The organism is Pseudarthrobacter sp. Hb11 (assembly GCF_059383655.1).
The window spans coordinates 97,284-119,959 of the sequence record NZ_JBWZCM010000007.1 but is presented as its reverse complement, the minus strand read 5'-3'; the positions used below and the strand labels follow the sequence as shown (position 1 = coordinate 119,959).

The window sequence follows — 22,676 nt, the reverse complement described above, 5'->3', positions numbered from 1 at the left end:
CAGCACAATCAGCCGATCAGCGCGCGCCTCAGGGTGTCCAGTCCTACGGAGCCAACGTTCAAGGCGCGGGTGTGGAACTCCTTCAGGTCGAAACCGGGGCGGGCTTCGAGTTCTGCGCGGATCTGTTCCCAGAGGCGCTGGCCCACTTTGTAGGAGGGGGCCTGTCCCGGCCAGCCGAGGTAGCGCGCAAACTCGAAGTTAAGCTGTCCTTCGCTGATGGGCAGGTTCTGTTTCAGGAATTCGTAGCCCTTGTCCGGGGTCCAGGTGCCGGAGCCCCAGCGTTCGGGGACCCTGAGTTCGAGGTGGACGCCAATGTCGAAGACCACGCGGGCGGCGCGCATCCGTTGCATGTCCAGCATGCCCATGTGGTCGCCCGGATCGTCCAGGTAGCCCAGTTCCTGCATCAGGTTCTCGGCGTAGAGGGCCCAGCCTTCGCCGTGGCCGGACGTCCAGCACACGTTCCTGCGCCACGTGTTCAGCAGTTCGCGGCGGTAGGTGGCAGTGGCCACCTGGAGGTGGTGGCCCGGGACGCCCTCGTGGAAGACGGTGGTGGTTTCGGCCCAGGTGGTGAACGTGTCCTCACCGGCCGGGACGGACCACCACATCCGGCCGGGGCGGCTGAAGTCATCGGAGGGGCCGGTGTAGTAAATACCACCCTCATCCGTGGGCGCGATGAGGCACTCGAGCGTCCGCATGACGTCCGGGATTTCGAAATGGACGCCGGCAAGTTCAGCAACCGCTTTGTCCGAGAGTTCCTGCATCCACTCCCGCAATGCCTCTTTGCCCTTCAGTTGGCGTGAGGGGTCGTTGTTCAGGATGTCCTTGGCCTCGGCGATGGTGGCACCGGCCTTGATGGTGTGTGCCACCTGCTCCTGCTCGGCAATCAGACGGTCGAGTTCCTGCACGCCCCAGGCGTAGGTTTCCTCCAGGTCCACGGTCGCGCCGAGGAAGGAACGTGAGGCCAGCGCATAGCGGGCGCGGCCCACCGCGTCTTTCTCGGGCGCGGCGGGCAGCAGCTCGGTCCGGAGGAATTCTGCGAGCCTGGCGTAGGCACTTCGGGCGGCGGCAGCCCCGGCGTCGAGCTTTTCCTGGACGGCGGCGGGCAGGGGCCCGGCGGCCGTGGCCGCTCCTGCCGAAAGCCTCGCGAAGAAGCCGTCCTCGGCGGCATACTTCGTGGCCTGCTCAACAACGATGTTCACCTGCCGTGCAGCCGCAACCCGGCCGGCGTCCCGGGCAAGCCGCAGGGATTCCATATAACCGCCGATGGCTCCTGGAACGTTCGATGCGCGGCCGGCGATGTGCTGCCAGTCCTGCTCCGTCTCCGTGGGCATCAGGTCGAAGATGGAGCGGATGTCCTGGGCGGGGGAGGCGATGTTGTTCAGGTTCGCGTAATCCCAGCCGGACGCGTGGATCAGCAGCTGCAGGCCAAGCCGCTCCTGCATGGCGTCGAGGGTGACGGTGTCGACGTCGTCCTCGGGCTCGAGTCCCTCAAGTTCCGTGAGGGCCTTTCGTGCAGCCTCGGCGATTTCCGCGAGGCCGGCGGGGGAAAAGTCCTGGAATTCGGTCTCGTGTCCGGGGACGCCAAGGGTAGTGGCCAGGGACGGATTAAGCCTGATAAGCGTGTCCGTGTAGTTGTCCGCGACGGCGTCGATGCGGGTTATCGGGCGGGCGGCAGGAGCAGTGTCTGTAGTCACTCTCCGAGACTAAACCCCACGTATTGTGAAGTTGTGGGCCCACGCCGCCGAGGGTTCCCTGGCCGCGGGCCCACGCCGGCGAGGCCCCCAAGTCGAGCGAAGCGGGATTTGGGAGCCGGTGGGGAGGCTTTCAGCCGCGGCTTCGCTTCCACGCTCCTGGCCCGGGGGTGGGCGCCAGCCGCAACTGCTGCCGGCGCAGCCAGTGGCGCACCGATGGCTTGTTGGCGAGTGCAGGTTCGGCACCTCCCAGGGAGAGGACGACGGCGGTGAGTGCGGCCAGTTCCTCGGCCGTGGGCTGGCCTTTGACAACAGAGAGCAGCGGCTCAGCGGGCGCGTTGGCTTCGTCGGTGGGCTGGTCGGGGATCACAGCGGAATGTTCCCATGCTTCTTGGTGGGAAGGCTGGCGCGTTTGTCACGGAGCGCGCGCAGTCCCTTGATGATCTGGGTCCTGGTTTCGGAGGGGGCAATGACTGCGTCAACGTAGCCCAGTTCGGCGGCCTGGTACGGGTTCAGCAGCTCTTCCTCGTACTGCTGGATGACCTCAGCCCGCCGGGCTTCAACGTCCCCGCCGGCTTCGGCCACTGCGGCAAGGTCGCGGCGGTACAGGATGTTGACTGCGCCCTGTGCACCCATGACGCCGATCTGTGCCGTGGGCCATGCCAGGTTCAGGTCTGCGCCCAGCTTTTTTGAACCCATCACAATGTAGGCCCCGCCGTACGCCTTGCGGGTGATGACGGTGAGTTTGGGAACGGTGGCCTCGGCGTAGGCGTACAGGAGCTTGGCTCCGCGGCGGATTATGCCCTGGAATTCCTGGTCCTTGCCAGGCAGGAAACCGGGAACGTCAACCAGGGTGATGATGGGGATGTTGAAGGCGTCGCAGTGGCGGACAAAGCGGGCGGCTTTCTCCGATGCGGCGATGTCCAGGGTGCCAGCGAACTGAAGGGGCTGGTTGGCCACAATGCCCACCGTGTGCCCCTCCACCCGGCCGTAGCCGATCATGACGTTGGGGGCGTAAAGGGCCTGCATTTCGAGGAAGTGGCCGTCATCCACGATCTGCTCAACAACGCTGCGCATGTCATAGGGCTGGTTGGCCGAATCCGGGATCAGCGTGTCCAGGGCGAGGTCGTCGTCGTCGACCTCCAGCTCCTGCTGGTGGTCCAGCACGGGGGCCTCGGAGAGGTTGTTGGAGGGCAGGAAGTCCAACAGTTCGCGGACAAACTCGAGGGCGTCGGCTTCATCGGAAGCCAAGTACGTGGACGTGCCGGTGGTGGAGTTGTGCTGGCGGGCGCCGCCCAGGGTTTCCATGTCCACATCCTCGCCGGTGACAGTCTTGATGACGTCGGGGCCGGTGATGAACATGTGGGAGGTCTTGTCCACCATCACCACGTAGTCGGTAAGCGCAGGGGAGTACGCGGCGCCGCCGGCCGAGGGGCCCATGATCAGGGAAATCTGCGGCACCACACCTGAGGCATGGACGTTGTTGCGGAAGATGTCCGCGAACATGGCCAACGATGCAACGCCTTCCTGGATACGGGCTCCGCCGCCGTCGAGGATGCCGACCACAGGGCAGCCGTTGCGCAGCGCGAATTCCTGGACCTTGACGATTTTTTCGCCGTTGACCTGGCTGAGGGAGCCGCCATACACGGAGAAGTCCTGGCTGTAGACGGCTACGGGGCGCCCGTCCACGGTGCCGTAACCGGAGACCAGGCCGTCGCCCAGGGGCTTCTTCTTCTCCATGCCAAAGGCGGTTGAGCGGTGCACTGCCAGGGCGTCGAATTCCACGAAGGAGTCAACATCGAGAAGGAGGGCGATGCGCTCCCGGGCGGTGTTCTTGCCGCGGGCGTGCTGCTTTTCGATTGCTTCGGGGCCGGAGGGCTGTTCGGCACGGGCCTGGCGGTCGCGGAAATCGGCGATCTTTCCCGCTGTCGTTGTCAGATCGTGGCTCATCAAATATCTCCGGCTCTGTAGCAGATTGGTCCTGTGGCGCTGTCCTTGCTGGCGGGTCCGATGCGGGAGTTAAGTAGCATCCACACAAAGAACGAACCCTGCTGGCTAGTCTAGTGACGCCTCTGGAGCCCGCCGCTGTAGAAAACCTACAATTTTCTGCCGTGCCGCAACTGGCAACAGCATGTTACTCGTCAGTAACATATCTGGGTTACAGTGGGTTTTATGACTTTGAGCAATGATGCTTCGGGGCCCTCTTTGAGCCCCTACCGGCCAACCGGTTCCCTCCGCGGCCGCACCGTACTGATCTCCGGCGGAAGCCGTGGGATCGGGCTGGCAATTGCCGCCCGGGCAGCTGAAGACGGCGCCAACATCGTGCTGATGGCCAAGACCGGGGAGCCGCATCCGAAGCTGGAAGGCACGGTGTACACCGCAGCCGAACAGTTGGTGGCGGCCGGTGGCCAGGCGCTTCCGCTGGTCGGCGATGTCCGGCGTGATGAAGATGTGGAGCGGGCTGTCTCAGCGGCAGTTGAGCGCTTCGGGGGCATCGACGTCCTCATTAACAATGCCTCTGCCATTGACCTGTCCCGCACGGACGCCGTTGACATGAAAAAGTACGACCTGATGCAGGACATCAATGTCCGCGGGACATTCCTGCTGTCCAAGCTGGCACTGCCCGCGCTCCGCGCATCCGCCGGCGGGCACATCCTCACCCTCTCACCCCCGCTGAACCTCGATCCACACTGGGCGGGGAAGCACCTGGCCTACACCATGGCGAAATACGGGATGAGCCTGACCACCCTGGGGCTGGCGGAAGAACTGAAAGCGGACGGGGTCAGGGTCAACTCGCTGTGGCCGTGCACCCTGATCGACACAGCGGCCATCCGCAACATGCCCCACGGCGAACAAATGGTCCAGGCAGCGCGAGGCCCGCAGATCATGGCTGATGCCGCGCACGCCATACTCACGGGGGCCAACCTTCGCGCCGGCGTCGGGGGCAGCGGGAACTTCTACACGGACGAGGAAGTCCTCGCCGCGGCCGATGTTGCCGACTTCAGTCCCTACAGTCTGGGGGCTCCCGAGGACCGGTTGGTGCCGGACATCTTCCTGTAGGCGGCACCTCCTGCCCATGTCGGTAGGATTTAGCTATGGATGACGCACGCGCCCCCGGTACGCCCCTGGACCGGAGGGATCTGGCGGACCAGAACTTCCTGTCCGCCACCGGCATCCCGCGGCTGGAGGTGGTGGATTCCACCGGGTCCACCAACGCCGACCTTCTCCGGTCCGTCACGGTGGAGCCCGCTGCCTGGCCTGACCTGTCCGTGCTCACCGCCGAGTACCAGACAGCTGCCAGGGGACGGCTGGACAGGCACTGGGAAGCTCCGCCGCTGAGCTCCATCTCGGTCTCGGTTGTCCTGCGTCCGGCCAACGCCGAAAGGCGCCCGCTGCCCACGCAAAGCTATTCGTGGTTGTCCTTGATTGCCGCGCTGGCGCTGCGCGAAACCCTGCTGGAGACCGCAGGAATCCCGGCCGAGCTGAAGTGGCCCAACGACGTCCTGGTACGCGGGAAGAAAATTGCGGGCATCCTGGCCCAGCTGGGCCCCATGGTGGACGGCTCCGTGCCGCCGGTCATCCTGGGAACAGGCTTGAACGTGACCCTCAGTGCAGCGGAGCTGCCTGTCCCCACCGCCACGTCGGTGATGCTGGAAGGGGCCCGGACGGCGGACCGGACCGTCCTTCTGAAGAGCTACCTTTCGAAGTTTGCCGTGCTGTACCGCAGCTTCTGCAACGCCGACGGCGATCCGGCGGCAGGGATGGCGGGCGGCGCGTCGCTGCACAAGCGGGTTGAGGCTGTCATGGTCACCCTGGGCAAGCAGGTGCGGGCGCAGTTGCCGGGAGACCACGAGATCATCGGCCATGCGTCCCGGCTTGACGAGTACGGGTCGTTGCTGGTGGTGGACCGCGACTCCCGCGAACACGTGGTCACCGCCGGGGACGTGGTGCACCTGCGGCCGTGGACCTCCCCGGACGCCTCCGGCCAAGGCGGTTATGCGTAAAGACCTTGTCCCGGGCGAGCAGGTGATTGTCACCACCCGCCCGCAGCCGAGGAAGCTCGCCGGCGCCATGGTTGCCTTTATTCTTTCGCCGGCGATTGCGGCCTACTGCTCCGCCTGGGTGATCCGCGGAGAAGCCGGGCGGGCTGTTCCCGCTCTTTCGGGCCGCTGGACTCCGTGGCTGGTGGCGGGGTGTGTCCTCGCGGCCGCTTCGGTGTGGCTGGTTTTCTGCCTGCCAAGGCTGCTGCGCTGGCACAGCACCCGCTACACCCTGACCAGCCGGCGGCTGGTGGCCAGGTCCGGAATGTGGAAGCGGCAGGACCAGCAGGTGTACCTGGCTTCGGTCCGCAACCTGACTGTCCATGAGTCGGTCCTGCAACGTTTCTTCCGCTCCGGGAATATATCCTTGGAAATCGGATACCAGGGAGTGGTCACGTTCCCTGATGTGCCGGAAGTAGCCAGGTTCCGGGACTTCATCCTCGACGCCATCGGGGACCTGCCGGACGAGCACGACGCCCAGCCGGGCGGAACAACGGATCACCCCGCCGGAGCTTTGCCGTGGGACAAGAGAGAAGGTGGACCAGATGAACGATGAGCACCAGCGGGAAAGCGTCGAGTCCATCGCGCCGCCAACTCCGGCCGCCGACGCCCATCCCGCCACCGGCACCATGTCCGCCGAGCGGCTGGCAATGAAAGCCCTGGAGGCCCGGCTGCTGGGCGGGGAACGCAAGCTCCGCCGTCGTGAAGTCGCCGCCGGCGCAGGGTTGTCCCTGCTGTCCGCGCGCAAACTTTGGCGTGCCCTCGGGTTCCCCAACTTCGGCGACGAGGACGTTGCCTTCACCGAGCGCGACCAGGCAGCCCTCTCCACTGTTGTGGACCTGGTCCGGTCCGGGAAGCTGACGGAGGAAGCCGCCATCTCCGTCACCCGCTCCATAGGCCAGATGACTGACCGCATGGTGGTCTGGCAGATCGAAGCCCTGGTGGAAGACATGGTGCACGAACAGGGCGTTACAGATGCCGTCGCCCGCAAGCGCCTGGTGAATGAGCTCCCGGCGCTGGTGGACGCGCTGGAGGAAATGCTGGTCTACTCCTGGCGCCGTCAGCTCAACGCCGGTATCCAGCGGCTCGCGGTCCGCGCCGAGGCCGGACTGCAGGCCAGCGAGGAAGGCCGCGAAGGCGATGAAGACGACGCCCCGCTGCCCCTGGCGCGCGCCGTCGGCTTCGCGGACCTGGTCTCCTACACCAGCCTGTCCCGGCGCATGAACGAAAAAACGCTGGCCCGGCTGGTCCAGCGGTTCGAAAACAAGTGCGCGGAAATCATTTCCGTCGGCGGCGGCCGCCTGGTCAAGACGGTGGGTGACGAAGTCCTGTACATTGCGGAGACGCCGGCTGCAGGCGCGGAAATTTCCTTGGCGCTGGCTCAGGCCTTCACCGAAGACGAGATCCTGCCGGAAGCCAGGGTGGCCATGGTCTGGGGCAGGATCCTGTCCCGGCTCGGCGATATTTACGGTCCCACTGTTAACCTTGCGGCCCGCCTGACTACGCTGGCGGACCCTGGAACGGTGCTGGTGGACTCCATGACTGCCTCCGCGCTGGAGCACGACGAACGGTTTGTTATGCTGCCGCAGCCTCCGGAGAATGTCCGCGGCTTTGGTGAGATCCGCCCGGTGCGCCTCACCCGCGGGCTCGGCAAGGGGCTGGTCCTGGACTAGCATCTTGACCGTTGGTATGGGGCAGGGGATTGCTGCCCGGAATCCATGGTTCCTGTGACCGAACCACTAATTTAGGACAGCATGAAACAGCAGCCCGCAAGCGTTCCCTCCAGCGTCGAACGGAGGCCCAAGCTTGGCCTTGTCGTCGGCCACGGGACAGACCGGGGACTCCGCAGGGAGCTGAACGAGGATTCCTACCTCGCGGCCGATCCGGTTTTCGCTGTGGCTGACGGTATGGGTGGCCACGAAGCCGGCGAGGTGGCCAGCGGCATGTGTGTCCGTGCGCTGGCTTCGATACCCCAGCTCGCAACGGGTGAACGAAGCGTGACAGCTGCCGTCCTCCAGCAGTACCTGGTCAAGGCCGACGACTCCATCCGTGAGGCCACCGGGGCACGTGCCGGCACCACGCTGGCGGGGGCGGTCGTGGTTGAGCAGATGGGCATGCCCTACTGGCTGGTGATGAACATCGGGGATTCCCGGACCTACCGCCTCAGCCAGGGAAAGTGCGAACAGATCAGCGTGGACCACTCGGAGGTCCAGGAGCTTGTGGACGCCGGAGAAATTACGCCTGAGCAGGCCTTGGTCCATCCGCGGCGGCACGTGGTCACACGCGCCCTCGGAACCGGTGACGAAACCGAGGCAGACTACTGGTTGCTGCCGGCCAGGGATGGTGACCGCATCTTGGTCTGCTCCGATGGGCTTACCGGAGAGCTTGCCGACGAAGACATCTTCCAGATCCTCAGCAAGGTGGAGGATCCCCAGCTTGCAGCGGATGAGCTGATCAGGGCCGCGCTAGGCAACGGCGGACGGGACAACATCACGGTGATCGTGGTGGACGCCGTCGAAAGCCAACAATGAGGGCGGAACAGGCTGCACCTTCGGCCGATCGCTGACGGCGTCCTTACCCCAGCCGGCACGCGTGCCAGCGTCCGGCTTCTGCGGTAAGGCAAGATAGGTCTGTGAGCACAGGACCAGGCCCCGCAGAACAGACAGCCACCCGGACTACCGCACCCAGCGAGCCGGAAGCGATCCCTTCCGACTCGGTCCGGGAGGAATACGAAAACCTTGTCGACCTCGTCCGGAAGTACAGGTTCGCGTACTACCAGGAAGACACACCCCTGGTCCCGGACGCCGAGTTCGACGAGCTTTTCCGGCGGCTGGAAGAAATCGAAGCACTTCATCCGGAGCTTGTGTCCAACGACTCGCCCACCCAGGAAGTGGGCGGGGAAGTCTCGGCCGCGTTCGCCGCGGTGGAGCACCTGCAGCGGATGTACAGTCTCGAGGACGTTTTCTCCCTCGAGGAACTCGAAGCCTGGCTCACAAAAGCATCAGCGGGCATCGCGAAACTGGGTGACGGCTCGCACCAGCCGGCGTGGCTGACCGAACTAAAAATCGACGGCCTGGCGGTCAACCTGCTGTACCGCGACGGGAAACTCGTGCGTGCAGCCACACGCGGCGATGGCACCACCGGCGAGGACATCACCCACAATGTGCTCACCATCAAGGAAATCCCGCAGGAGCTAAGCGGCGAAGGGTTTCCGGCAGAAGTGGAAATCCGGGGTGAGGTGTTCATCCCCTCTAAAGCATTCGCCGAATTCAACGAGGCCCTGATCGAAGCCGGCAAGGCGCCCCTGGCCAACCCGCGCAATGCAGCCGCCGGTTCCCTCCGCCAGAAGGACCCGGCGGAAACAGCCAAGCGCCCGCTGAAGATGTTCGTGCACGGCATCGGTGCGCGGGAGGGGCTCCAGGCGCGCAGCCAGTCCGAAACCTATGATCTGCTGAAAGACTGGGGCCTGCCCGTCAGCCCCTACTCCGAGGTGCTGGGGAGCCTGGAGGAGGTCCTTGACTTCATCAAGCGGTACGGGGACCAGCGCCACAAGCTGCTCCACGAAATCGACGGCATTGTGGTCAAAGTTGATGACTTTGCCACCCAGCGTGCCCTGGGCTACACCACGCGCGTGCCGCGGTGGGCAGTGGCCTACAAATACCCGCCCGAGGAAGTCCACACGAAGCTTCTTGACATCCTCGTCAACGTGGGCCGCACGGGGCGGGTGACGCCCTTCGGCATGATGGAGCCGGTCAAGGTGGCCGGATCCACCGTTGAAATGGCCACCCTGCACAACCAGGACGTGGTCAAGGCCAAGGGCGTGAAAATCGGCGACATTGTGGTGCTGCGCAAGGCCGGCGACGTTATCCCCGAAATCGTGGGTCCGGTCCTGGCCCTCCGCGGCCAGCAGGATCCGCCGGTCCGCGATTTTGAAATGCCCACCGAATGCCCCTCCTGCGGCACACCCCTGGCCCCGGCCAAGGAGGGCGACGTGGACATCCGCTGCCCCAATGCCAAATCCTGCCCGTCGCAGCTGCGCGAACGGGTTTTTCACCTCGCCGGCCGAGGCGCGTTCGACATCGAGGCGCTGGGCTGGGAAGCAGCGATTGCCCTCACCCAGCCGACGGAACCTGAAGTTCCGCCGCTCACCACCGAGGCGGCTTTGTTCGACCTCACCCCGGAGCTGCTGGCGGAGGTACGCATCCGGCGGGAGAAGCGCTCCAAGGGAGTGGCCACCGGGGAATTCGAACTGGTGCCGTACTTCTACAGCAAGGGCACCGCGAAGTCGCCGTCAAAGCCGACTGCCACCACGGAAAAACTCTTCCGCGAACTCGAGAAGGCCAAAACCCAGCCGTTGTGGCGTGTCCTGGTGGCGCTGTCCATCCGCCACGTAGGTCCGCGGGCCTCCCGCGCCCTGGCCACGGCATTTGGCAGCATGGACGCCATCCGGAAGGCCTCGGAGGATGAACTCTCCCACGTGGACGGGGTGGGTCCCACCATCGCCGCTGCCCTAAAGGAATGGTTTGCCGAGGACTGGCACGTGGAGATTGTCGATCGATGGGCTGCTGCGGGGGTCCGGATGGAAGACGAGCGGGATGAATCCATGCCCCGCACCCTGGAGGGGCTGACGGTGGTGGTTACCGGCTCGCTGCCGAACTTCAGCCGCGACGAGGCGAAGGAGGCCATCCTCCTGCGGGGTGGCAAGGCGGCGGGCTCCGTCTCCAAAAACACCAGCTACGTGGTGGCCGGTGAGAACGCCGGAACCAAGCTGGACAAGGCCGAACAGCTTGGAGTTCCCGTGCTGGATGAGGACGGCTTCCGGCAGCTTCTGGCCGAGGGGCCGGCAGCGCAGGCGGAGGCAACGGCAGCGGCCCTGGACGAGGCGCCGGCGGAGGCAACGCCGTGAGCGGCGCCGAGGGAGCCAGCCAGGTATCTCCCGCCGAACTGCTGGAAGTGGCAAAACAGGCTGCCGCAGCGGGAGCCAGGGTCTTGGCCGGCCGGAACGCCGAGGCGCTCCATGCCAGCAACAAGGGCGACGCCGGCGATTGGGTCACCGCGTTCGACGTCGCCGCAGAGCACGCGGTCCGCGGCGTCATTTCAGCGGCGCGGCCCAATGACAGCATTACCGGCGAGGAACACGGGACCACCAGGCCGGCGGAGCCCACCGGCTACCGCTGGTCCATCGACCCGCTGGACGGCACCACCAACTTCATCCGCAACATTGTCTACTACGGCACTTCCGTGGCAGTGGCCGATTCCGACGGCGTATGGCTGGCCGGCGTCGTCAACGCTCCTGCGCTGGGCCGCGTCTACTACGCTGCCCGGGGCCAGGGCGCGTGGTTGGAGGAAAACGGGACCCTGAGCCGGCTCGAGGGCCCGGTTCCGGGGCGCAAGGGGCAGATCCTTGCAACCGGGTTCAACTACGACCCCCGGGTCCGCTCCGAGCAGGCCGCCCAGTTTGCCGAACTCCTGAAGGATTTCGCGGATGTCCGCCGGCTCGGCTCCGCTGCGCTGGACCTGTGCCTGGTGGCGGACGGCACGCACGATGCCTTCGGTGAACGGGGGCTCAACGAGCACGACTTCTCTGCCGGGGCACTGATCGCCGAGGAAGCCGGCTGCTGGGTCCGCCGGCCGCGGCTGGCCAGCCCGCTCGACGGGGGCCCAACGGACGAGGAAAGGCTGGACGCCTGGACCTGCGCAGCGAGCCTGGAGCTGTCCGGCAAATTTCCGCTCTGACCCCGGCCAGGAACTCCAGGCCGCCCGGGTGCGGGGGCAACGACTGATAGTTCAGTCACGGAAACCCCGGTTTTGCCCGGTGCTACTGGCTGGTAGCACTACCATTGTTCAGTGCAATCGCCAATAACAGTCCGTCCCGCCGTCGAATCCGACTTCCACGCCGTTGCCCGTATCACCAGGGATTCCTACCTGGCGGCCGGCTACTTTGACGACGCCGACCACCCCTACATGCGCAAGGTCCAGGACGTTGCGCAGCGGGCCGGCCAAGCCACCGTCTGGGTAGCCGAGCGGGCCGGTGATGTGGTGGGTTCGGTCACGCTGGCCCTCGCCGGTGAGCCCTACGCGGACATTGCCCTGCACGACGAGCTCGAGTTCCGCATGCTGGTGGTGGACCCGGCCGTGCAGCGCAGCGGGGCCGGCAAAGCCATGATGACGGCGATCCTTGAGCACGCCAAGGCCCTCGACGGCGTCAGGGCCGTGGCGCTGACCACCGGGAGCACCTGGGAAAGCGCCCGGGGACTGTACAACAAAACCGGCTTCGCCAGGGTGCCGGAAAGGGACTGGCTCGTGCCCGGGACTGACATAAAACTGCTGGTTTACCGGCTGGACCTGTAGCCGCCCTAAAGTGGTGCGGACTCACTCAGTTTCGAAAGGCCCACCATGCGCAAAACCTTCGGCTCCGGCTCCGCCTGGGAACAGACCCTCGGCTACTCCCGGGCTGTCCAGGTGGACAACACCCTGTACATTTCCGCCACCGCCGCGAGCGGCGAGGACGGCATCGTAGGGAACGACTTCTACACGCAGACGCAGTTCATCCTCCAAAAGCTCGGCAAAGTCCTCGCGGACGCCGGCTTCAGCTTTGAGGATGTTGTCCAGTCCAAGCTGTACCTGACGGACATCAGCCAATGGGAAGAAGCCGGCCGTGCCCACGGCGAAGTGTTCGGCGAAATCCGGCCCACCCTGTCACTGGTGCATGTCCTGCCCTTCCTGGATCCGGAAATGCTGGTCGAGATCGAGCTCGTGGCCCAGAAGAGCGGCAGCTAGGCCCGCACGTTACGAGCAGGCAGGCCGTAGCGGTGCTCCGGCCTGCCGGTGGTTCCGTAGCGCAGCTGGATGTCCACGGCGCCGTCGTCCGCCAGCGCGGACAGGTACCGCTGCGCGGTCGCCCGGGACACGCCTACCCGGCCCGCCACCTCGGCGGCGGAATACTGCTCGCCGGGAACCAGCGACTCAAGCACCGCCGCTTCCGTGGCTGAGCGGGGCTTTGACGACGGCGTAACGTCGCCGGGGATGAGGGCGCGCTTGGCGCGCTCCACTGCATCCTGGTCCAGCGCGCCCGGCTGGGACAACAAGCGCCGGTACCGCGCATAGGACCGGAGCTGCTGCGACAGCGACTCCGACGTAAACGGCTTCAGCAGGTAGCCCAGCGCGCCCCGGCGGAAGGCAACACGGATCGAGGCGGCGTCGGACGCGGCACTGAGGATCACGGTGTCCACGTCCAGTTGCTGCAGCAGGTCAATCCCGGAGGCGTCCGGCAGGTACACATCCAGCAAGACCAGATCCGGGCGGAGGCTGTGAATGGCCTGCAGCGCGAGCGACGCCGATCCCACCGGGGCAAGCGCCAGGAACCCCGGCACCGAATCCACATAGGCGGCGTGCAGCTTCGCCACGTGGAAGTCGTCGTCCACGATCAGCACCCGATAGTCCTCAGGCATTTTCTTCCTCTCCGGCTGCGTCCTTCAGCCCTGCGTCCGTGTGCCCCGCATTTTTGGTTCCCGCGGTGGTGCCGGGGAGCGTTGCCATAAAGACCGCACCCGGCCCGCCCCGGGCGCCGGGGTCCAGCAGTTTGACGTCCCCGCCGCGGCGCCGGGCCAGCTGCCGCGCCAAGGCCAGCCCGAAGCCTTGGCCGCCACCTGCACGGACGGGGCCGGAAGCGGTGGTGAAGCCTTCGGCGAAGACCGCTTCGCCCTCCGTCCCTTCTGCCAACCCGTCGCCCGAATCGGCGACGACCATATGGAGGGTGCCGCCGTCGTCGTCCGGCTCATCCATTACTTCCACTTCTACCCAGCGGTCGGAAGCTGAGCCGGCCACTGCCGCGTTGACCGCGTTGTCGATCAGGTTTCCCAGCACTGTGGTGACGTCCTGGGCGTCGGTCACCTGCCCACGCACCAGCGTTTCAGGCCCAATGCGCAAGGCGACGCCGCGTTCGTCGGCCTCCACGCCCTTGGCCCCCACAAACGCCTGCAGATAAGGGTCCTGGAGCAGCTCGGCCTGGTCCACCGGGAACTTCAACGGTCCCGTGGCGGCCAGCCGGGCCAGGTACTCACGGGCCTGCTGGTGCTGCCCGATGCTCATAAAGCCGGCGATGGTGTGCAGCTGGTTGGCGAACTCGTGGCGCTGTGCCCGCAGCGCGGTGGACATGGTGCCCACGGCGTCCAGCTGGCGGGTGAGCTGCTGCAGTTCCGTGCGGTCGCGGAGCATGACCACCCAGCCCAGGTCCTCCCGACGGTGGAGGGCCTTGCGCGCATTGGCTACCAGCACCCGGCCGCCGGCCACCAGCTCAACCGCTGCAGTGGCACCGGACCCCGGCCGGGTCAGGGACTTCAGCTGGTCCGGGACGGGCGCATCCTGCCAGTGGCCTCCGGCCAGGTCGGTCAGCCCCAGCAGCCGCTGCGCCGCTGCGTTGAAGACGGTAATCCGGCCGTCGGCTGAAACGCCGATCACGCCGTCGTCCACACCCTGCAGGACCGCCACCTGGTCGTGGACCAGCGTGCTGATCTCCTCCGGCTCCAATCCCAGGGTGAGGCGCTGGAGGCGGCGGCGCAGCAGGAAGGATCCGAGGACGCCGGCGAGGAGAGCGCCGGTGGCCGTCAGGGCAACAGGGCCGATGTCGCGGGCCACGCTTTGGCCCACAGTCTCCATCGAATACCCAACGCTGACCTCACCCACCACGGTGCTGCTGCCCGGGGCGTAAACGGGAACCTTCGCGCCGGCGGACGGGCCGAGAGTTCCGGTGTTCCTGGTAGTGACCTCCCGGCCGGACAGGGCTTCGGACGGGTCCGTGCTCACCCTTTCCCCAAGCCGCGGCGGATCCGGATGCGCCAGACGCAGACCAGTTTCATCGGTGATGACCACAAACAGGGCACCCGTCCGGGTACGCACTGCTTCTGCCGACATCATCAGCGGCCCGGCAGCGAGTTCGGCGGCCGGGGGAGTGCCGGCCTGTTGGCTGATGGCCAGCACGTCCGCACGCACCGAGGGGTCGGACGCCACCGTCCGGGCGAGGGTCAGCGCCTGGTTTTCAGCCTCGCGGCCCACCCTGTCATAGGTCAGCCAGGCGTGGACGGCGGCACTGAGCAGAACCACAAGAAGTACCACCGCCAGTTGCAGCAAAAGCGTCTGAGTGGAGAACCGCAGCGGCGCACGCGGACTGGAACGCGGCATGGTCCTCCTTGATCAGGGTGGCTGGCGGGTACCCGCGGGCGCGATGAGCAGAATGAGCAAAATGCTCGCAATAAGCAGTATGCCAATCAATTGAGCCAAAGGCACGGCCGTGACGGCCGCCACCCTACAGTCTGTAGCACGCGTCACACCGCTGTGCCGCTGTTCACAAAGAAGGAGCCGGCCGTGCTGGTAATACTTGGATTCGCAATGATCGCGGTATTCATGGTGCTGATCATGACGAAGAAGTTGACGCCAGTGCTGGCGTTGATCATTGTCCCCACCGTTTTTGGTCTTTTTGCCGGTGCCGGCCTTGGCATCGGCGACATGGTCATGGATTCCATGAAGGCCATGACGTCCACGGCAGCCCTGTTGATGTTCGCCATCATCTACTTCGGACTGATGATCGACGTGGGGCTTTTTGACCCGCTGGTCCGGTTCATCCTCCGCAAGCTGGGCAACGACCCCGCCAAGGTGGTCCTGGGTACCGCCATCCTCGCGGCCGCAGTGTCCCTTGACGGCGACGGCTCCACCACCTTCATCCTCACTACCGCGGCCATGCTGCCCATCTACCTCCGGCTGAAAATGAGCCCCGTGGTCCTCACCTGTGTGGCCGGCCTGGCCAACGGCACCATGAACATCGTGCCGTGGGGCGGCCCCACCGCCCGCGCCGCCAGCGCCCTCAAAATCGACGTCAACGAAGTCTTTGTCCCGATGCTTCCGTCCCTCCTTGCAGGCATCGCCGTCGTCCTGGCCTTCGCCTGGCTGCTCGGCCTGCAGGAGCGCAACCGCCTCCGCGCCACGCAGCCTGAAATCTGGGGTGTCCCTGACACGGCAGAAGCGTTCGACGGCGGCACTCCCGCCGGTGGTTCGTCCGGCGGCGCACGCGGTACCTCATTTGTTCCCGCAACGGGAGGCCCCGTCGTCGACGGTTCAGCGCCCTCCACTGGCGTGGCTGTGCTGGAACGCACAGAGACCGTTGTTGATGACAACGACACCGCCATGGCTGATACCGCGCTGGACCCCAACCGCAAGACCCTGCGCCCCAAGCTGCAGTGGTTTAACCTGGGCCTCACCGTCGCCGTGATGGGCATGCTTATCGCAGACCTCGTGCCCCTGCCGTACGTCTTTATGGTGGGTTCCGCCATCGCCCTGCTGGTGAACTTCCCGCACGTCAAGGACCAGGCCGCACAGATCGTGGCCCACGCGCCGTCAATCGTTGCAGTGGTCAGCATGGTTATGGCCGCCGCCGTCCTGACCGGCGTCCTCACCGGTACCGGCATGGTGGAAGCAATGTCCGCGTGGCTGGTACAGATCATCCCGTCCAGCATGGGCCCGTTCATGGCCGTCATCACCGGCGTCCTCAGCATCCCGATGACGTTCTTTATGAGCAATGACGCCTTCTACTTCGGCGTCCTCCCCGTCCTGAGCGAGACTGCCGGCCACTACGGCATCAGCGCCGCCGAAATGGCCCGCGCCTCCATCACCGGCCAGCCGTTCCATATGCAGAGCCCGCTGGTACCGGCCATCCTGCTCCTGGTGTCCCTGGCCAAGGTGGACCTCGGCGACCACCACAAGAAAGTCCTGTGGCGCAGCGCAGTAGTGTCCCTGGTCATGCTGGGAATTGGCGTGCTGACCGGAGCCATCGGAATCGGCTAGTCTGTAGCTGCCGTGGTCCTGCCCCTATGGTCCGGAGCCCGGTATGAAGGTGCCCGTCTGACGCCCGCTGGGGGATGTCAGACGGGCATCATCGTTTCCCCACTAGAATGGACCGGAAAACCAATTCAAACTTTGCAGGGGAGATCCATGGCTGCGATCAACCGTGACGACGTCGCGCACCTCGCGCGGCTCGCTCACATTGAGATGAGTGCCCAAGAGCTGGACAGGATGGCCGGAGAACTCGCGGTCATCGTTGATTCGGTCAAGTCCGTGAGCGAAGCTGCCGGTGATGACGTCCCGGCGACGTCCCACCCCATCCCGCTGAACAACGTGTTCCGCGAGGACGTTGTGGGACACACCTTCACTGCGGAGCAGGCGCTCTCCGGCGCACCGGACTCCGACGAAAACCGTTTCAAGGTCCCGGCAATCCTGGATGAGGCATAAGCATGACTGACACCAACGAACTCATCCGCCTCTCCGCCGCCAAGCTGGCCGAAAAGCTGGCCGCCGCCGAGGTCACCTCCGTCGAGGTCACCCAGGCGTACCTTGACCGGATCGCGGCAGTAGACGGCGGCGAACGCGGCGTCAACGCCTTCCTGCACGTCAACGCCGGGGAAGCGCTCGCCGTCGCCGCCGAGGTGGACGCCATCCGCGCCGCCGGTGGCGCCGAGGCTGACGCCCTGCACGTCCTGGCCGGCGTCCCCATCGCCGTCAAGGACCTCATCGTCACGGTGGGCCAGCCCACCACGGCAGGCTCCAAAATCCTCGAGGGCTGGCACAGCCCCTACGACGCCACCGTCGTCGAACGCCTGCGCGCGGCGAAGATGCCCATCCTGGGCAAAACCAACCTCGACGAGTTCGCCATGGGCTCCTCCACTGAGCACTCCGCCTACGGGCCCACCCGCAACCCGTGGGACCTGGACCGGATCCCGGGTGGCTCCGGCGGCGGGTCCGCTGCGGCCGTCGCCGCCTTCGAGGCGCCCCTTGCCCTCGGAACCGACACAGGCGGGTCCATCCGCCAGCCCGGCGCCGTCACCGGCACCGTGGGCGTGAAGCCCACCTACGGCAGCGTGTCCCGCTACGGCGCCATTGCCATGGCGTCCTCGTTGGACCAGATCGGTCCTGTTTCCCGCACGGTCCTGGACTCAGCCCTCCTGCACGAGGTCATCGGCGGGCACGATCCCCGGGACTCCACCTCCCTTGCCGACCCGCTGGCAGACCTCGTGGCTGCCGCGAAGACGGGCAACGTTGAGGGCATGCGGATTGGCATCATCAAGGAGCTGCACGGCGAGGGCTACCAGGCCGGCGTCGAAAACCGCTTCAACGACTCCCTGGAGCTCCTCAAGGATGCCGGCGCCGAAATCGTCGAGGTGTCCTGCCCCAACTTCCAGTACGCGCTGGGGGCCTACTACCTGATCATGCCCTCCGAGGCGTCCTCCAACCTCGCCAAGTTCGACGGCGTCCGCTACGGCCTGCGGGTCCTCCCAGAAGACGGTCCCATGACCATCGAACGCGTGATGGGTGCCACCCGCGCCGCCGGCTTCGGCGACGAAGTCAAGCGCCGCATCATCCTGGGCACCTACGCGCTGTCCGCCGGCTACTACGACGCCTACTACGGCTCGGCACAGAAGGTCCGCACCCTCGTGCAGCGTGACTTCGATGCCGCCTTCACCGTGGCTGACGTCCTTATTTCGCCCACCGCCCCCACCACGGCTTTCCGTCTCGGCGAGAAGCTGGACGATCCGCTGGCCATGTACCTCAACGACGTTGCCACCATTCCGGCCAACCTCGCAGGTGTCCCGGGCCTGTCCCTGCCGGGCGGTCTCGCGGACGAGGACGGGCTCCCCGTGGGCATCCAGCTGTTGGCCCCTGCCCGGGAGGACGCCCGGCTGTACCGTGTGGGCGCCGTGCTGGAGTCGCTGCTTGAGGCCAGGTGGGGCGGCCCGCTGCTGGCGCAGGCCCCGGAACTGGGTGAGCTCGTCGAAGCCAAGGAGGCAAAATAATGAACACTGACGCAATCCTGAGCTTCGAAGAGGCCATGGAGAAATACGATCCCGTCCTGGGGTTCGAGGTCCACGTGGAGCTCAACACCAAGACCAAGATGTTCTCCTCCGCCCCCAACGTTTTCGGTGACGAGCCCAACACCAACGTCAACGAGGTGGACCTGGGCATGCCTGGCGTCCTGCCCGTGGTGAACAAGGCTGCCATCGAGTCCTCGATCAAGATCGGCCTTGCGCTCAACTGCAAGATCGCCGAGTCCTGCCGCTTCGCCCGGAAAAACTACTTTTACCCGGACACTCCCAAGAACTTCCAGACCTCCCAGTACGACGAACCCATCGCGTACGACGGCTACCTGGACATCGAACTCTCTGACGGCACCCTGTTCCGGGTGGAGATCGAGCGCGCCCACATGGAAGAGGACGCCGGGAAGCTGACCCACATGGGCGGTGCTACAGGCCGTATCCAGGGTGCGGACTTCTCGCTGGTGGACTACAACCGTGCCGGTGTTCCGCTGGTGGAGATCGTCACCAAGCCGATCGAGGGTGCCGGTTCCCGTGCGCCCGAACTGGCCAAGGCCTACGTTGCAGCGGTCCGGGAGATCGTCAAGAACCTGGGTGTGTCCGATGCCAAAATGGAGCGCGGCAACGTGCGCTGCGATGCGAACGTCTCGCTCCGCCCGCACGGCCGGGAACGGTTCGGCATCCGCTCCGAGACCAAGAACGTTAACTCGCTGCGCGCCGTCGAACACGCCGTCCGCTACGAGATCCAGCGCCATGCTGCCGTCCTGGACGCCGGCGAGCCGGTCATCCAGGAGACACGCCACTGGCATGAGGACACCCGCACCACCACGTCAGGCCGGGCAAAGTCCGACGCCGATGATTACCGCTACTTCCCCGAACCGGACCTTGTCCCTGTTGTTCCGTCGCGCGAGTGGGTCGAGGAGCTCCGGGCCACCCTGCCCGAGCCGCCGGCCGCCCGCCGCAAGCGCCTGCAGGCCGACTGGGGCTACTCGGACCTCGAATTCCGCGACGTGGTGAACGCCGGCGTGATGGACGAGATCGAGGAAACCATCGCCGCCGGTGCATCGGCTTCCGTGGCCCGCAAGTGGTGGATGGGCGAGATCGTGGGCCGCGCCAAGAACGCCGACGTTGACCCCGGCCAGCTGGGCGTCCAGCCCGCCACCATCGTGGAGCTGTCACGCATGGTGGAAGGCGGCAAGATCAACAACAAAATGGCCTCCGAGGTACTGGACGGTGTGCTCGCCGGCGAAGGCACCCCGGCTGAAATCGTGGAGAAGCGCGGCCTGGCCGTGGTCTCCGACGACGGGCCCCTGCTCGAAGCGATTGACGCTGCGCTCGCTGCGCAGCCTGACGTCGCCGAAAAGATCCGCGGCGGCAAGGTCCAGGCCATCGGCGCGATCGTGGGCGGGGTCATGAAGGCCACCCGCGGCCAGGCCGACGCCGGCCGCGTCAAGGAACTGATCCTGGAAAAGCTGGGCGTCACCACCTAAGTTCGCCCCAACTGGGTCGCAGTTGATGCCGTTTTGAGTGCTCATAACGGCATCTACTGCGACCCAGTTTCGGGTTAAGCAGTACTCGCGTCCCACAAGCCGACGACTACTCGTGTGCCCTTGCGACTGCCCGCCCTACACTGAAGCTCCAGGGCGCCGCCGCACGGGGAAACAGGCCCTGCCGTTGCTGTGGGAGGAATGGACATGTCCGTCCGGGAACCGTTGCAATTCCGCAAGACCCTGCTCGCCGGGGCGGTGGCTCTCGCGAAACTCAGCGCCCCCAGCACCTGCACAGTGGGAGCGTGGTCAAGAAGGCGGCTGTCAGGATCTCCGGCGAAAAAATCGGGACAAGGTAACCGCAGAGCGGATCGTTGAAGGTGCTGCCGACGGCCGTCGATTTGGGCATAACCGAGGCCATGGCCACGGCAAGGGCCACAGAAAGTAGGCAGCGGCAGTCGTTATGGACGTTCGCAACGATACTTGGCGCTACCCAGGTGGGGTCAGCCGCGTTCCACCAGGCCGGCCATGATGCCCTGCAGGGCCTCCGAGACAATCATGACGGAACGGCGCTTCAGGTTCTCGGGCCGTGCCAGCAGGTCGATCCGGCGCCGTGTGCTGATCCCTTCAAGGGGCCGCAGTACGATGTCCGGGTTGAGTACCGGCCCGGCGGTGTACCTCGGCAGCAGCCCCACCACTCCGCCCGCGGCCACCAGCGCCGCAACCGTGGAATAGTCGTTGATCCGGTGCACGATGTTCAGCTCGCGGCTGGACACGGCGGCGACGGCGGACAACACATCCGCGGGGGAGTAGCCGGTGTGGCTGGTCACCCAGGCCTCCCCGCCGACGTCGTCCGCTGTCACGGCCGCCTTCCCTGCCAGGGGGTGGCCGGCGGGCAACGCCACGTCGAGGGGTTCGTGGGCGAGGGGAATCACCGTAACGCGCTCCGCCGGCCACCGGGGGCTGTGGTCCATGCGGTGGGCCAGCACCAGGTCGTAGCGGGCGGTGAGGGCGGGGAAGTCGTGCTGGGCCACGTCCTCATCGGAAAGCTCGATACGCGGCTGTCCCGGCGCATCCAGGATCCTCGCGAGCGGAGCAAACACCGCCTGCCCCACGCTGTGGAAGCCGGACAGGGTGACCCTGCCGGCCGGGGTGCCGTGGTAGCTCCCGATGGCACCCCTGGCGTCCGCCATGGCACTGACGACGGCGGCCCCGGCGTCGGCCAGCACCTGGCCTGCCTCGGTGAGCACCAGGTTCCGGCCCTCCTTGCGCGTCAGCGGCACATCCAAGGTCCGCTGCAGGAGTGCCAACTGCTGGGACACGGCCGAAGGGGTGACCATGAGCGTGTCGGCCACTGCCTTGACGCTGCCAAGCGCCCCGAGTTCACGCAGGATTTCAAGCTGGTGTATCTCCACTCCTCCAGTTTATCCATTAGCTATCGCTACATCGTTGATTGAGAAAATAACGGTTGTGCTAAATCTTCTTCCTCGCTGTAATGAGGAGGGCAGCACCTGCCGACGACGCAATACGAGGAGTGAGGAAGCCGATGAAGGCTTTGTATAAGCCGGGCCCACAGGCCGGCTTCGAACTGGTGGACCGCCCCGAACCGGAGGCGGGCCCTGCCGACGTGAAGATCCGGGTTATGACCACCGGGATCTGCGGCACGGACCTGCACATCCAGTCCTGGGACTCGTGGGCGCAGGGGATCATCGAAGCCCCCCTCATTCCCGGCCACGAGTTCTATGGTGAAGTGGTGGAAATCGGTGAGGACGTTCGGGACGTCAAAGTCGGTGACCGGGTCTCCGGTGAGGGCCACGTGGTCTGCGGAATCTGCCGGAACTGCCGCGCAGGCCGCCGGCAGATGTGCATCCACACGGTCAGCGTGGGCGTGCAGCGGGACGGCGCGTTCGCAGAGTACGTGGTTATTCCGGAAACCAACGTGTGGGTCCATCATGACCCTTCCGTCACTCCTGAGCTCGGCGCCATCTTCGACCCCTTCGGCAATGCAGTCCACACCGCCCTGAGCTTCCCGCTGGTAGGCGAGGACGTCCTGATTACCGGTGCCGGCCCCATCGGGCTGATGGCCATCGCCGTGGCACGCCATGCCGGCGCACGCAAGATCGCCATCACTGACGTCTCGAAGCCCCGCCTGGACCTTGCCCGGCAGCTCGGTGCAGACCTTGCCATCGACGTCTCAACCACCCGCGTCCGCGACGCCCAGCGCGAACTGGGCATGCGCGAAGGTTTCGACATCGGGATGGAAATGTCCGGCCACCCCACCGCCCTGCCGGAGATGATTGACAACATGAACCACGGCGGCCGGATCGCCATGCTGGGCCTGCCCAGCCAGGACATCACCATCGACTGGGGCAAGGTGGTGACACACATGCTCACGCTCAAAGGCATCTACGGCCGCGAAATGTACGAGACCTGGTACGCCATGAGCGCCATGCTCTCGTCCAACCCCGTGCTGCATGCGGGCGTCTCCGCCGTCGTTACTGATACGCTCCCTGCCACCCAGTGGGAGAAGGGCTTCGACCTTGCCCGCAGCGGCGCAGGCGGAAAAGTTGTCCTCGACTGGACCCAACTCTAAGGAACACC

At 65.8% G+C, this 22,676-nt stretch carries 19 protein-coding genes and 1 pseudogene; 14 read left to right on the top strand and 6 right to left on the bottom strand.

Features of this window, described 5'->3' with window-relative positions; genetic code table 11:
* Window positions 1-8: 8 nt before the first annotated feature.
* From AC50X7_RS12130 to AC50X7_RS12120, 3 genes are all read right to left on the bottom strand, one after another.
* Window positions 9-1,694, bottom strand: a complete 1,686-nt coding sequence (locus tag AC50X7_RS12130) for a DUF885 domain-containing protein (protein ID WP_494979223.1) — start codon at window positions 1,692-1,694, stop codon at window positions 9-11.
* Between the two features lie 130 nt (window positions 1,695-1,824).
* Window positions 1,825-2,061: an acyl-CoA carboxylase subunit epsilon gene (locus AC50X7_RS12125; RefSeq protein WP_494979222.1), complete on the bottom strand. Its 237-nt coding sequence runs from the start codon at window positions 2,059-2,061 to the stop codon at window positions 1,825-1,827.
* Window positions 2,058-3,641 (bottom strand): acyl-CoA carboxylase subunit beta, encoded by a 1,584-nt coding sequence (locus AC50X7_RS12120; protein ID WP_307095803.1) that lies wholly within the window; start codon window positions 3,639-3,641, stop codon window positions 2,058-2,060. The genes AC50X7_RS12125 and AC50X7_RS12120 overlap by 4 nt, the downstream gene beginning before the upstream one ends.
* Window positions 3,642-3,863: 222 nt before the next feature.
* On the opposite strand from AC50X7_RS12120, the gene AC50X7_RS12115 reads away from it, so the two are divergent.
* The 9 genes and pseudogenes from AC50X7_RS12115 to AC50X7_RS12075 all read left to right on the top strand — a co-directional run bounded on the left by AC50X7_RS12115 (window position 3,864) and on the right by AC50X7_RS12075 (window position 12,511).
* Window positions 3,864-4,751 (top strand): SDR family oxidoreductase, encoded by an 888-nt coding sequence (locus tag AC50X7_RS12115; protein WP_494979221.1) that lies wholly within the window; start codon window positions 3,864-3,866, stop codon window positions 4,749-4,751.
* Window positions 4,752-4,786: 35 nt separating this feature from the next.
* The gene (locus tag AC50X7_RS12110; RefSeq protein WP_494979220.1) at window positions 4,787-5,695 is read left to right on the top strand and encodes a biotin--[acetyl-CoA-carboxylase] ligase; all 909 of its coding nucleotides are present in this window, start codon (window positions 4,787-4,789) and stop codon (window positions 5,693-5,695) included.
* Window positions 5,688-6,287 carry a PH domain-containing protein gene (locus tag AC50X7_RS12105; RefSeq protein WP_494979219.1) on the top strand — a complete coding sequence of 200 codons (600 nt, stop codon included), beginning with the start codon at window positions 5,688-5,690 and terminating at the stop codon, window positions 6,285-6,287. Before AC50X7_RS12110 ends, AC50X7_RS12105 begins: the two co-directional genes overlap by 8 nt.
* Complete coding sequence (locus AC50X7_RS12100) at window positions 6,277-7,404, top strand: adenylate/guanylate cyclase domain-containing protein (RefSeq protein WP_494979218.1); 1,128 nt, start codon at window positions 6,277-6,279, stop codon at window positions 7,402-7,404. The genes AC50X7_RS12105 and AC50X7_RS12100 overlap by 11 nt, the downstream gene beginning before the upstream one ends.
* An 81-nt stretch (window positions 7,405-7,485) precedes the next feature.
* A pseudogene (locus AC50X7_RS12095) lies at window positions 7,486-8,244 on the top strand (PP2C family protein-serine/threonine phosphatase); the annotation flags it as partial.
* Between the two features lie 119 nt (window positions 8,245-8,363).
* Window positions 8,364-10,637: an NAD-dependent DNA ligase LigA gene (gene ligA / locus AC50X7_RS12090; protein WP_494979217.1), complete on the top strand. Its 2,274-nt coding sequence runs from the start codon at window positions 8,364-8,366 to the stop codon at window positions 10,635-10,637.
* On the top strand, window positions 10,634-11,467 hold the full coding sequence (locus AC50X7_RS12085) for an inositol monophosphatase family protein (protein ID WP_494979216.1): 834 nt from the start codon (window positions 10,634-10,636) through the stop codon (window positions 11,465-11,467). The genes ligA and AC50X7_RS12085 overlap by 4 nt, the downstream gene beginning before the upstream one ends.
* 111 nt (window positions 11,468-11,578) lie before the next feature.
* Window positions 11,579-12,082, top strand: a complete 504-nt coding sequence (locus AC50X7_RS12080; protein ID WP_494979215.1) for a GNAT family N-acetyltransferase — start codon at window positions 11,579-11,581, stop codon at window positions 12,080-12,082.
* A gap of 45 nt (window positions 12,083-12,127) precedes the next feature.
* Window positions 12,128-12,511, top strand: coding sequence for a RidA family protein (locus AC50X7_RS12075; protein WP_494979214.1), 384 nt, complete (start codon window positions 12,128-12,130; stop codon window positions 12,509-12,511).
* Here the strand turns inward: AC50X7_RS12075 and AC50X7_RS12070 are convergent.
* Both AC50X7_RS12070 and AC50X7_RS12065 read right to left on the bottom strand, forming a co-directional pair.
* Window positions 12,508-13,182, bottom strand: coding sequence for a response regulator (locus tag AC50X7_RS12070; protein WP_494979213.1), 675 nt, complete (start codon window positions 13,180-13,182; stop codon window positions 12,508-12,510). The two genes, AC50X7_RS12075 and AC50X7_RS12070, sit on opposite strands and share 4 nt — an antisense overlap.
* A complete protein-coding gene (locus AC50X7_RS12065; RefSeq protein WP_494979212.1) occupies window positions 13,175-14,911 on the bottom strand; it encodes a sensor histidine kinase in 1,737 nt (578 codons plus the stop codon). The genes AC50X7_RS12070 and AC50X7_RS12065 overlap by 8 nt, the downstream gene beginning before the upstream one ends.
* 183 nt (window positions 14,912-15,094) lie before the next feature.
* Between AC50X7_RS12065 and AC50X7_RS12060 the strand changes: the two genes are divergently transcribed.
* The 4 genes from AC50X7_RS12060 to gatB all read left to right on the top strand — a co-directional run bounded on the left by AC50X7_RS12060 (window position 15,095) and on the right by gatB (window position 20,078).
* Entirely contained in the window at window positions 15,095-16,567 is a 1,473-nt protein-coding gene (locus AC50X7_RS12060; protein WP_494979211.1) for a CitMHS family transporter, read from the top strand.
* A 147-nt stretch (window positions 16,568-16,714) separates the two neighbouring features.
* Window positions 16,715-17,011: an Asp-tRNA(Asn)/Glu-tRNA(Gln) amidotransferase subunit GatC gene (gene gatC, locus AC50X7_RS12055; protein WP_104042884.1), complete on the top strand. Its 297-nt coding sequence runs from the start codon at window positions 16,715-16,717 to the stop codon at window positions 17,009-17,011.
* Between the two features lie 2 nt (window positions 17,012-17,013).
* Window positions 17,014-18,570 (top strand): Asp-tRNA(Asn)/Glu-tRNA(Gln) amidotransferase subunit GatA, encoded by a 1,557-nt coding sequence (gene gatA, locus AC50X7_RS12050; RefSeq protein ID WP_494979210.1) that lies wholly within the window; start codon window positions 17,014-17,016, stop codon window positions 18,568-18,570.
* Window positions 18,570-20,078 (top strand): Asp-tRNA(Asn)/Glu-tRNA(Gln) amidotransferase subunit GatB, encoded by a 1,509-nt coding sequence (gatB, locus tag AC50X7_RS12045; RefSeq protein ID WP_494979209.1) that lies wholly within the window; start codon window positions 18,570-18,572, stop codon window positions 20,076-20,078. Before gatA ends, gatB begins: the two co-directional genes overlap by 1 nt.
* A 500-nt stretch (window positions 20,079-20,578) precedes the next feature.
* Here gatB and AC50X7_RS12040 read toward each other — a convergent pair whose 3' ends face one another.
* Window positions 20,579-21,490 carry a LysR family transcriptional regulator gene (locus tag AC50X7_RS12040; RefSeq protein ID WP_494979208.1) on the bottom strand — a complete coding sequence of 304 codons (912 nt, stop codon included), beginning with the start codon at window positions 21,488-21,490 and terminating at the stop codon, window positions 20,579-20,581.
* A gap of 131 nt (window positions 21,491-21,621) precedes the next feature.
* On the opposite strand from AC50X7_RS12040, the gene tdh reads away from it, so the two are divergent.
* Window positions 21,622-22,668 (top strand): L-threonine 3-dehydrogenase, encoded by a 1,047-nt coding sequence (gene tdh, locus AC50X7_RS12035; RefSeq protein ID WP_494979207.1) that lies wholly within the window; start codon window positions 21,622-21,624, stop codon window positions 22,666-22,668.
* Window positions 22,669-22,676: the final 8 nt, after the last annotated feature.

Excerpts from the sequence above, each read along its gene's own strand:
- gatB (WP_494979209.1), top strand. The coding sequence starts at position 18,570 with ATGAACACTGACGCAATCCTGAGCTTCGAAGAGGCCATGGAGAAATAC.
- AC50X7_RS12105 (WP_494979219.1), top strand. The coding sequence starts at position 5,688 with ATGCGTAAAGACCTTGTCCCGGGCGAGCAGGTGATTGTCACCACCCGC.
- AC50X7_RS12115 (WP_494979221.1), top strand. The coding sequence starts at position 3,864 with ATGACTTTGAGCAATGATGCTTCGGGGCCCTCTTTGAGCCCCTACCGG.
- AC50X7_RS12110 (WP_494979220.1), top strand. The coding sequence starts at position 4,787 with ATGGATGACGCACGCGCCCCCGGTACGCCCCTGGACCGGAGGGATCTG.
- AC50X7_RS12075 (WP_494979214.1), top strand. The coding sequence starts at position 12,128 with ATGCGCAAAACCTTCGGCTCCGGCTCCGCCTGGGAACAGACCCTCGGC.
- gatC (WP_104042884.1), top strand. The coding sequence starts at position 16,715 with ATGGCTGCGATCAACCGTGACGACGTCGCGCACCTCGCGCGGCTCGCT.
- AC50X7_RS12100 (WP_494979218.1), top strand. The coding sequence starts at position 6,277 with ATGAACGATGAGCACCAGCGGGAAAGCGTCGAGTCCATCGCGCCGCCA.
- AC50X7_RS12120 (WP_307095803.1), bottom strand. The coding sequence starts at position 3,641 with ATGAGCCACGATCTGACAACGACAGCGGGAAAGATCGCCGATTTCCGC.
- AC50X7_RS12070 (WP_494979213.1), bottom strand. The coding sequence starts at position 13,182 with ATGCCTGAGGACTATCGGGTGCTGATCGTGGACGACGACTTCCACGTG.
- gatA (WP_494979210.1), top strand. The coding sequence starts at position 17,014 with ATGACTGACACCAACGAACTCATCCGCCTCTCCGCCGCCAAGCTGGCC.
- AC50X7_RS12065 (WP_494979212.1), bottom strand. The coding sequence starts at position 14,911 with ATGCCGCGTTCCAGTCCGCGTGCGCCGCTGCGGTTCTCCACTCAGACG.
- tdh (WP_494979207.1), top strand. The coding sequence starts at position 21,622 with ATGAAGGCTTTGTATAAGCCGGGCCCACAGGCCGGCTTCGAACTGGTG.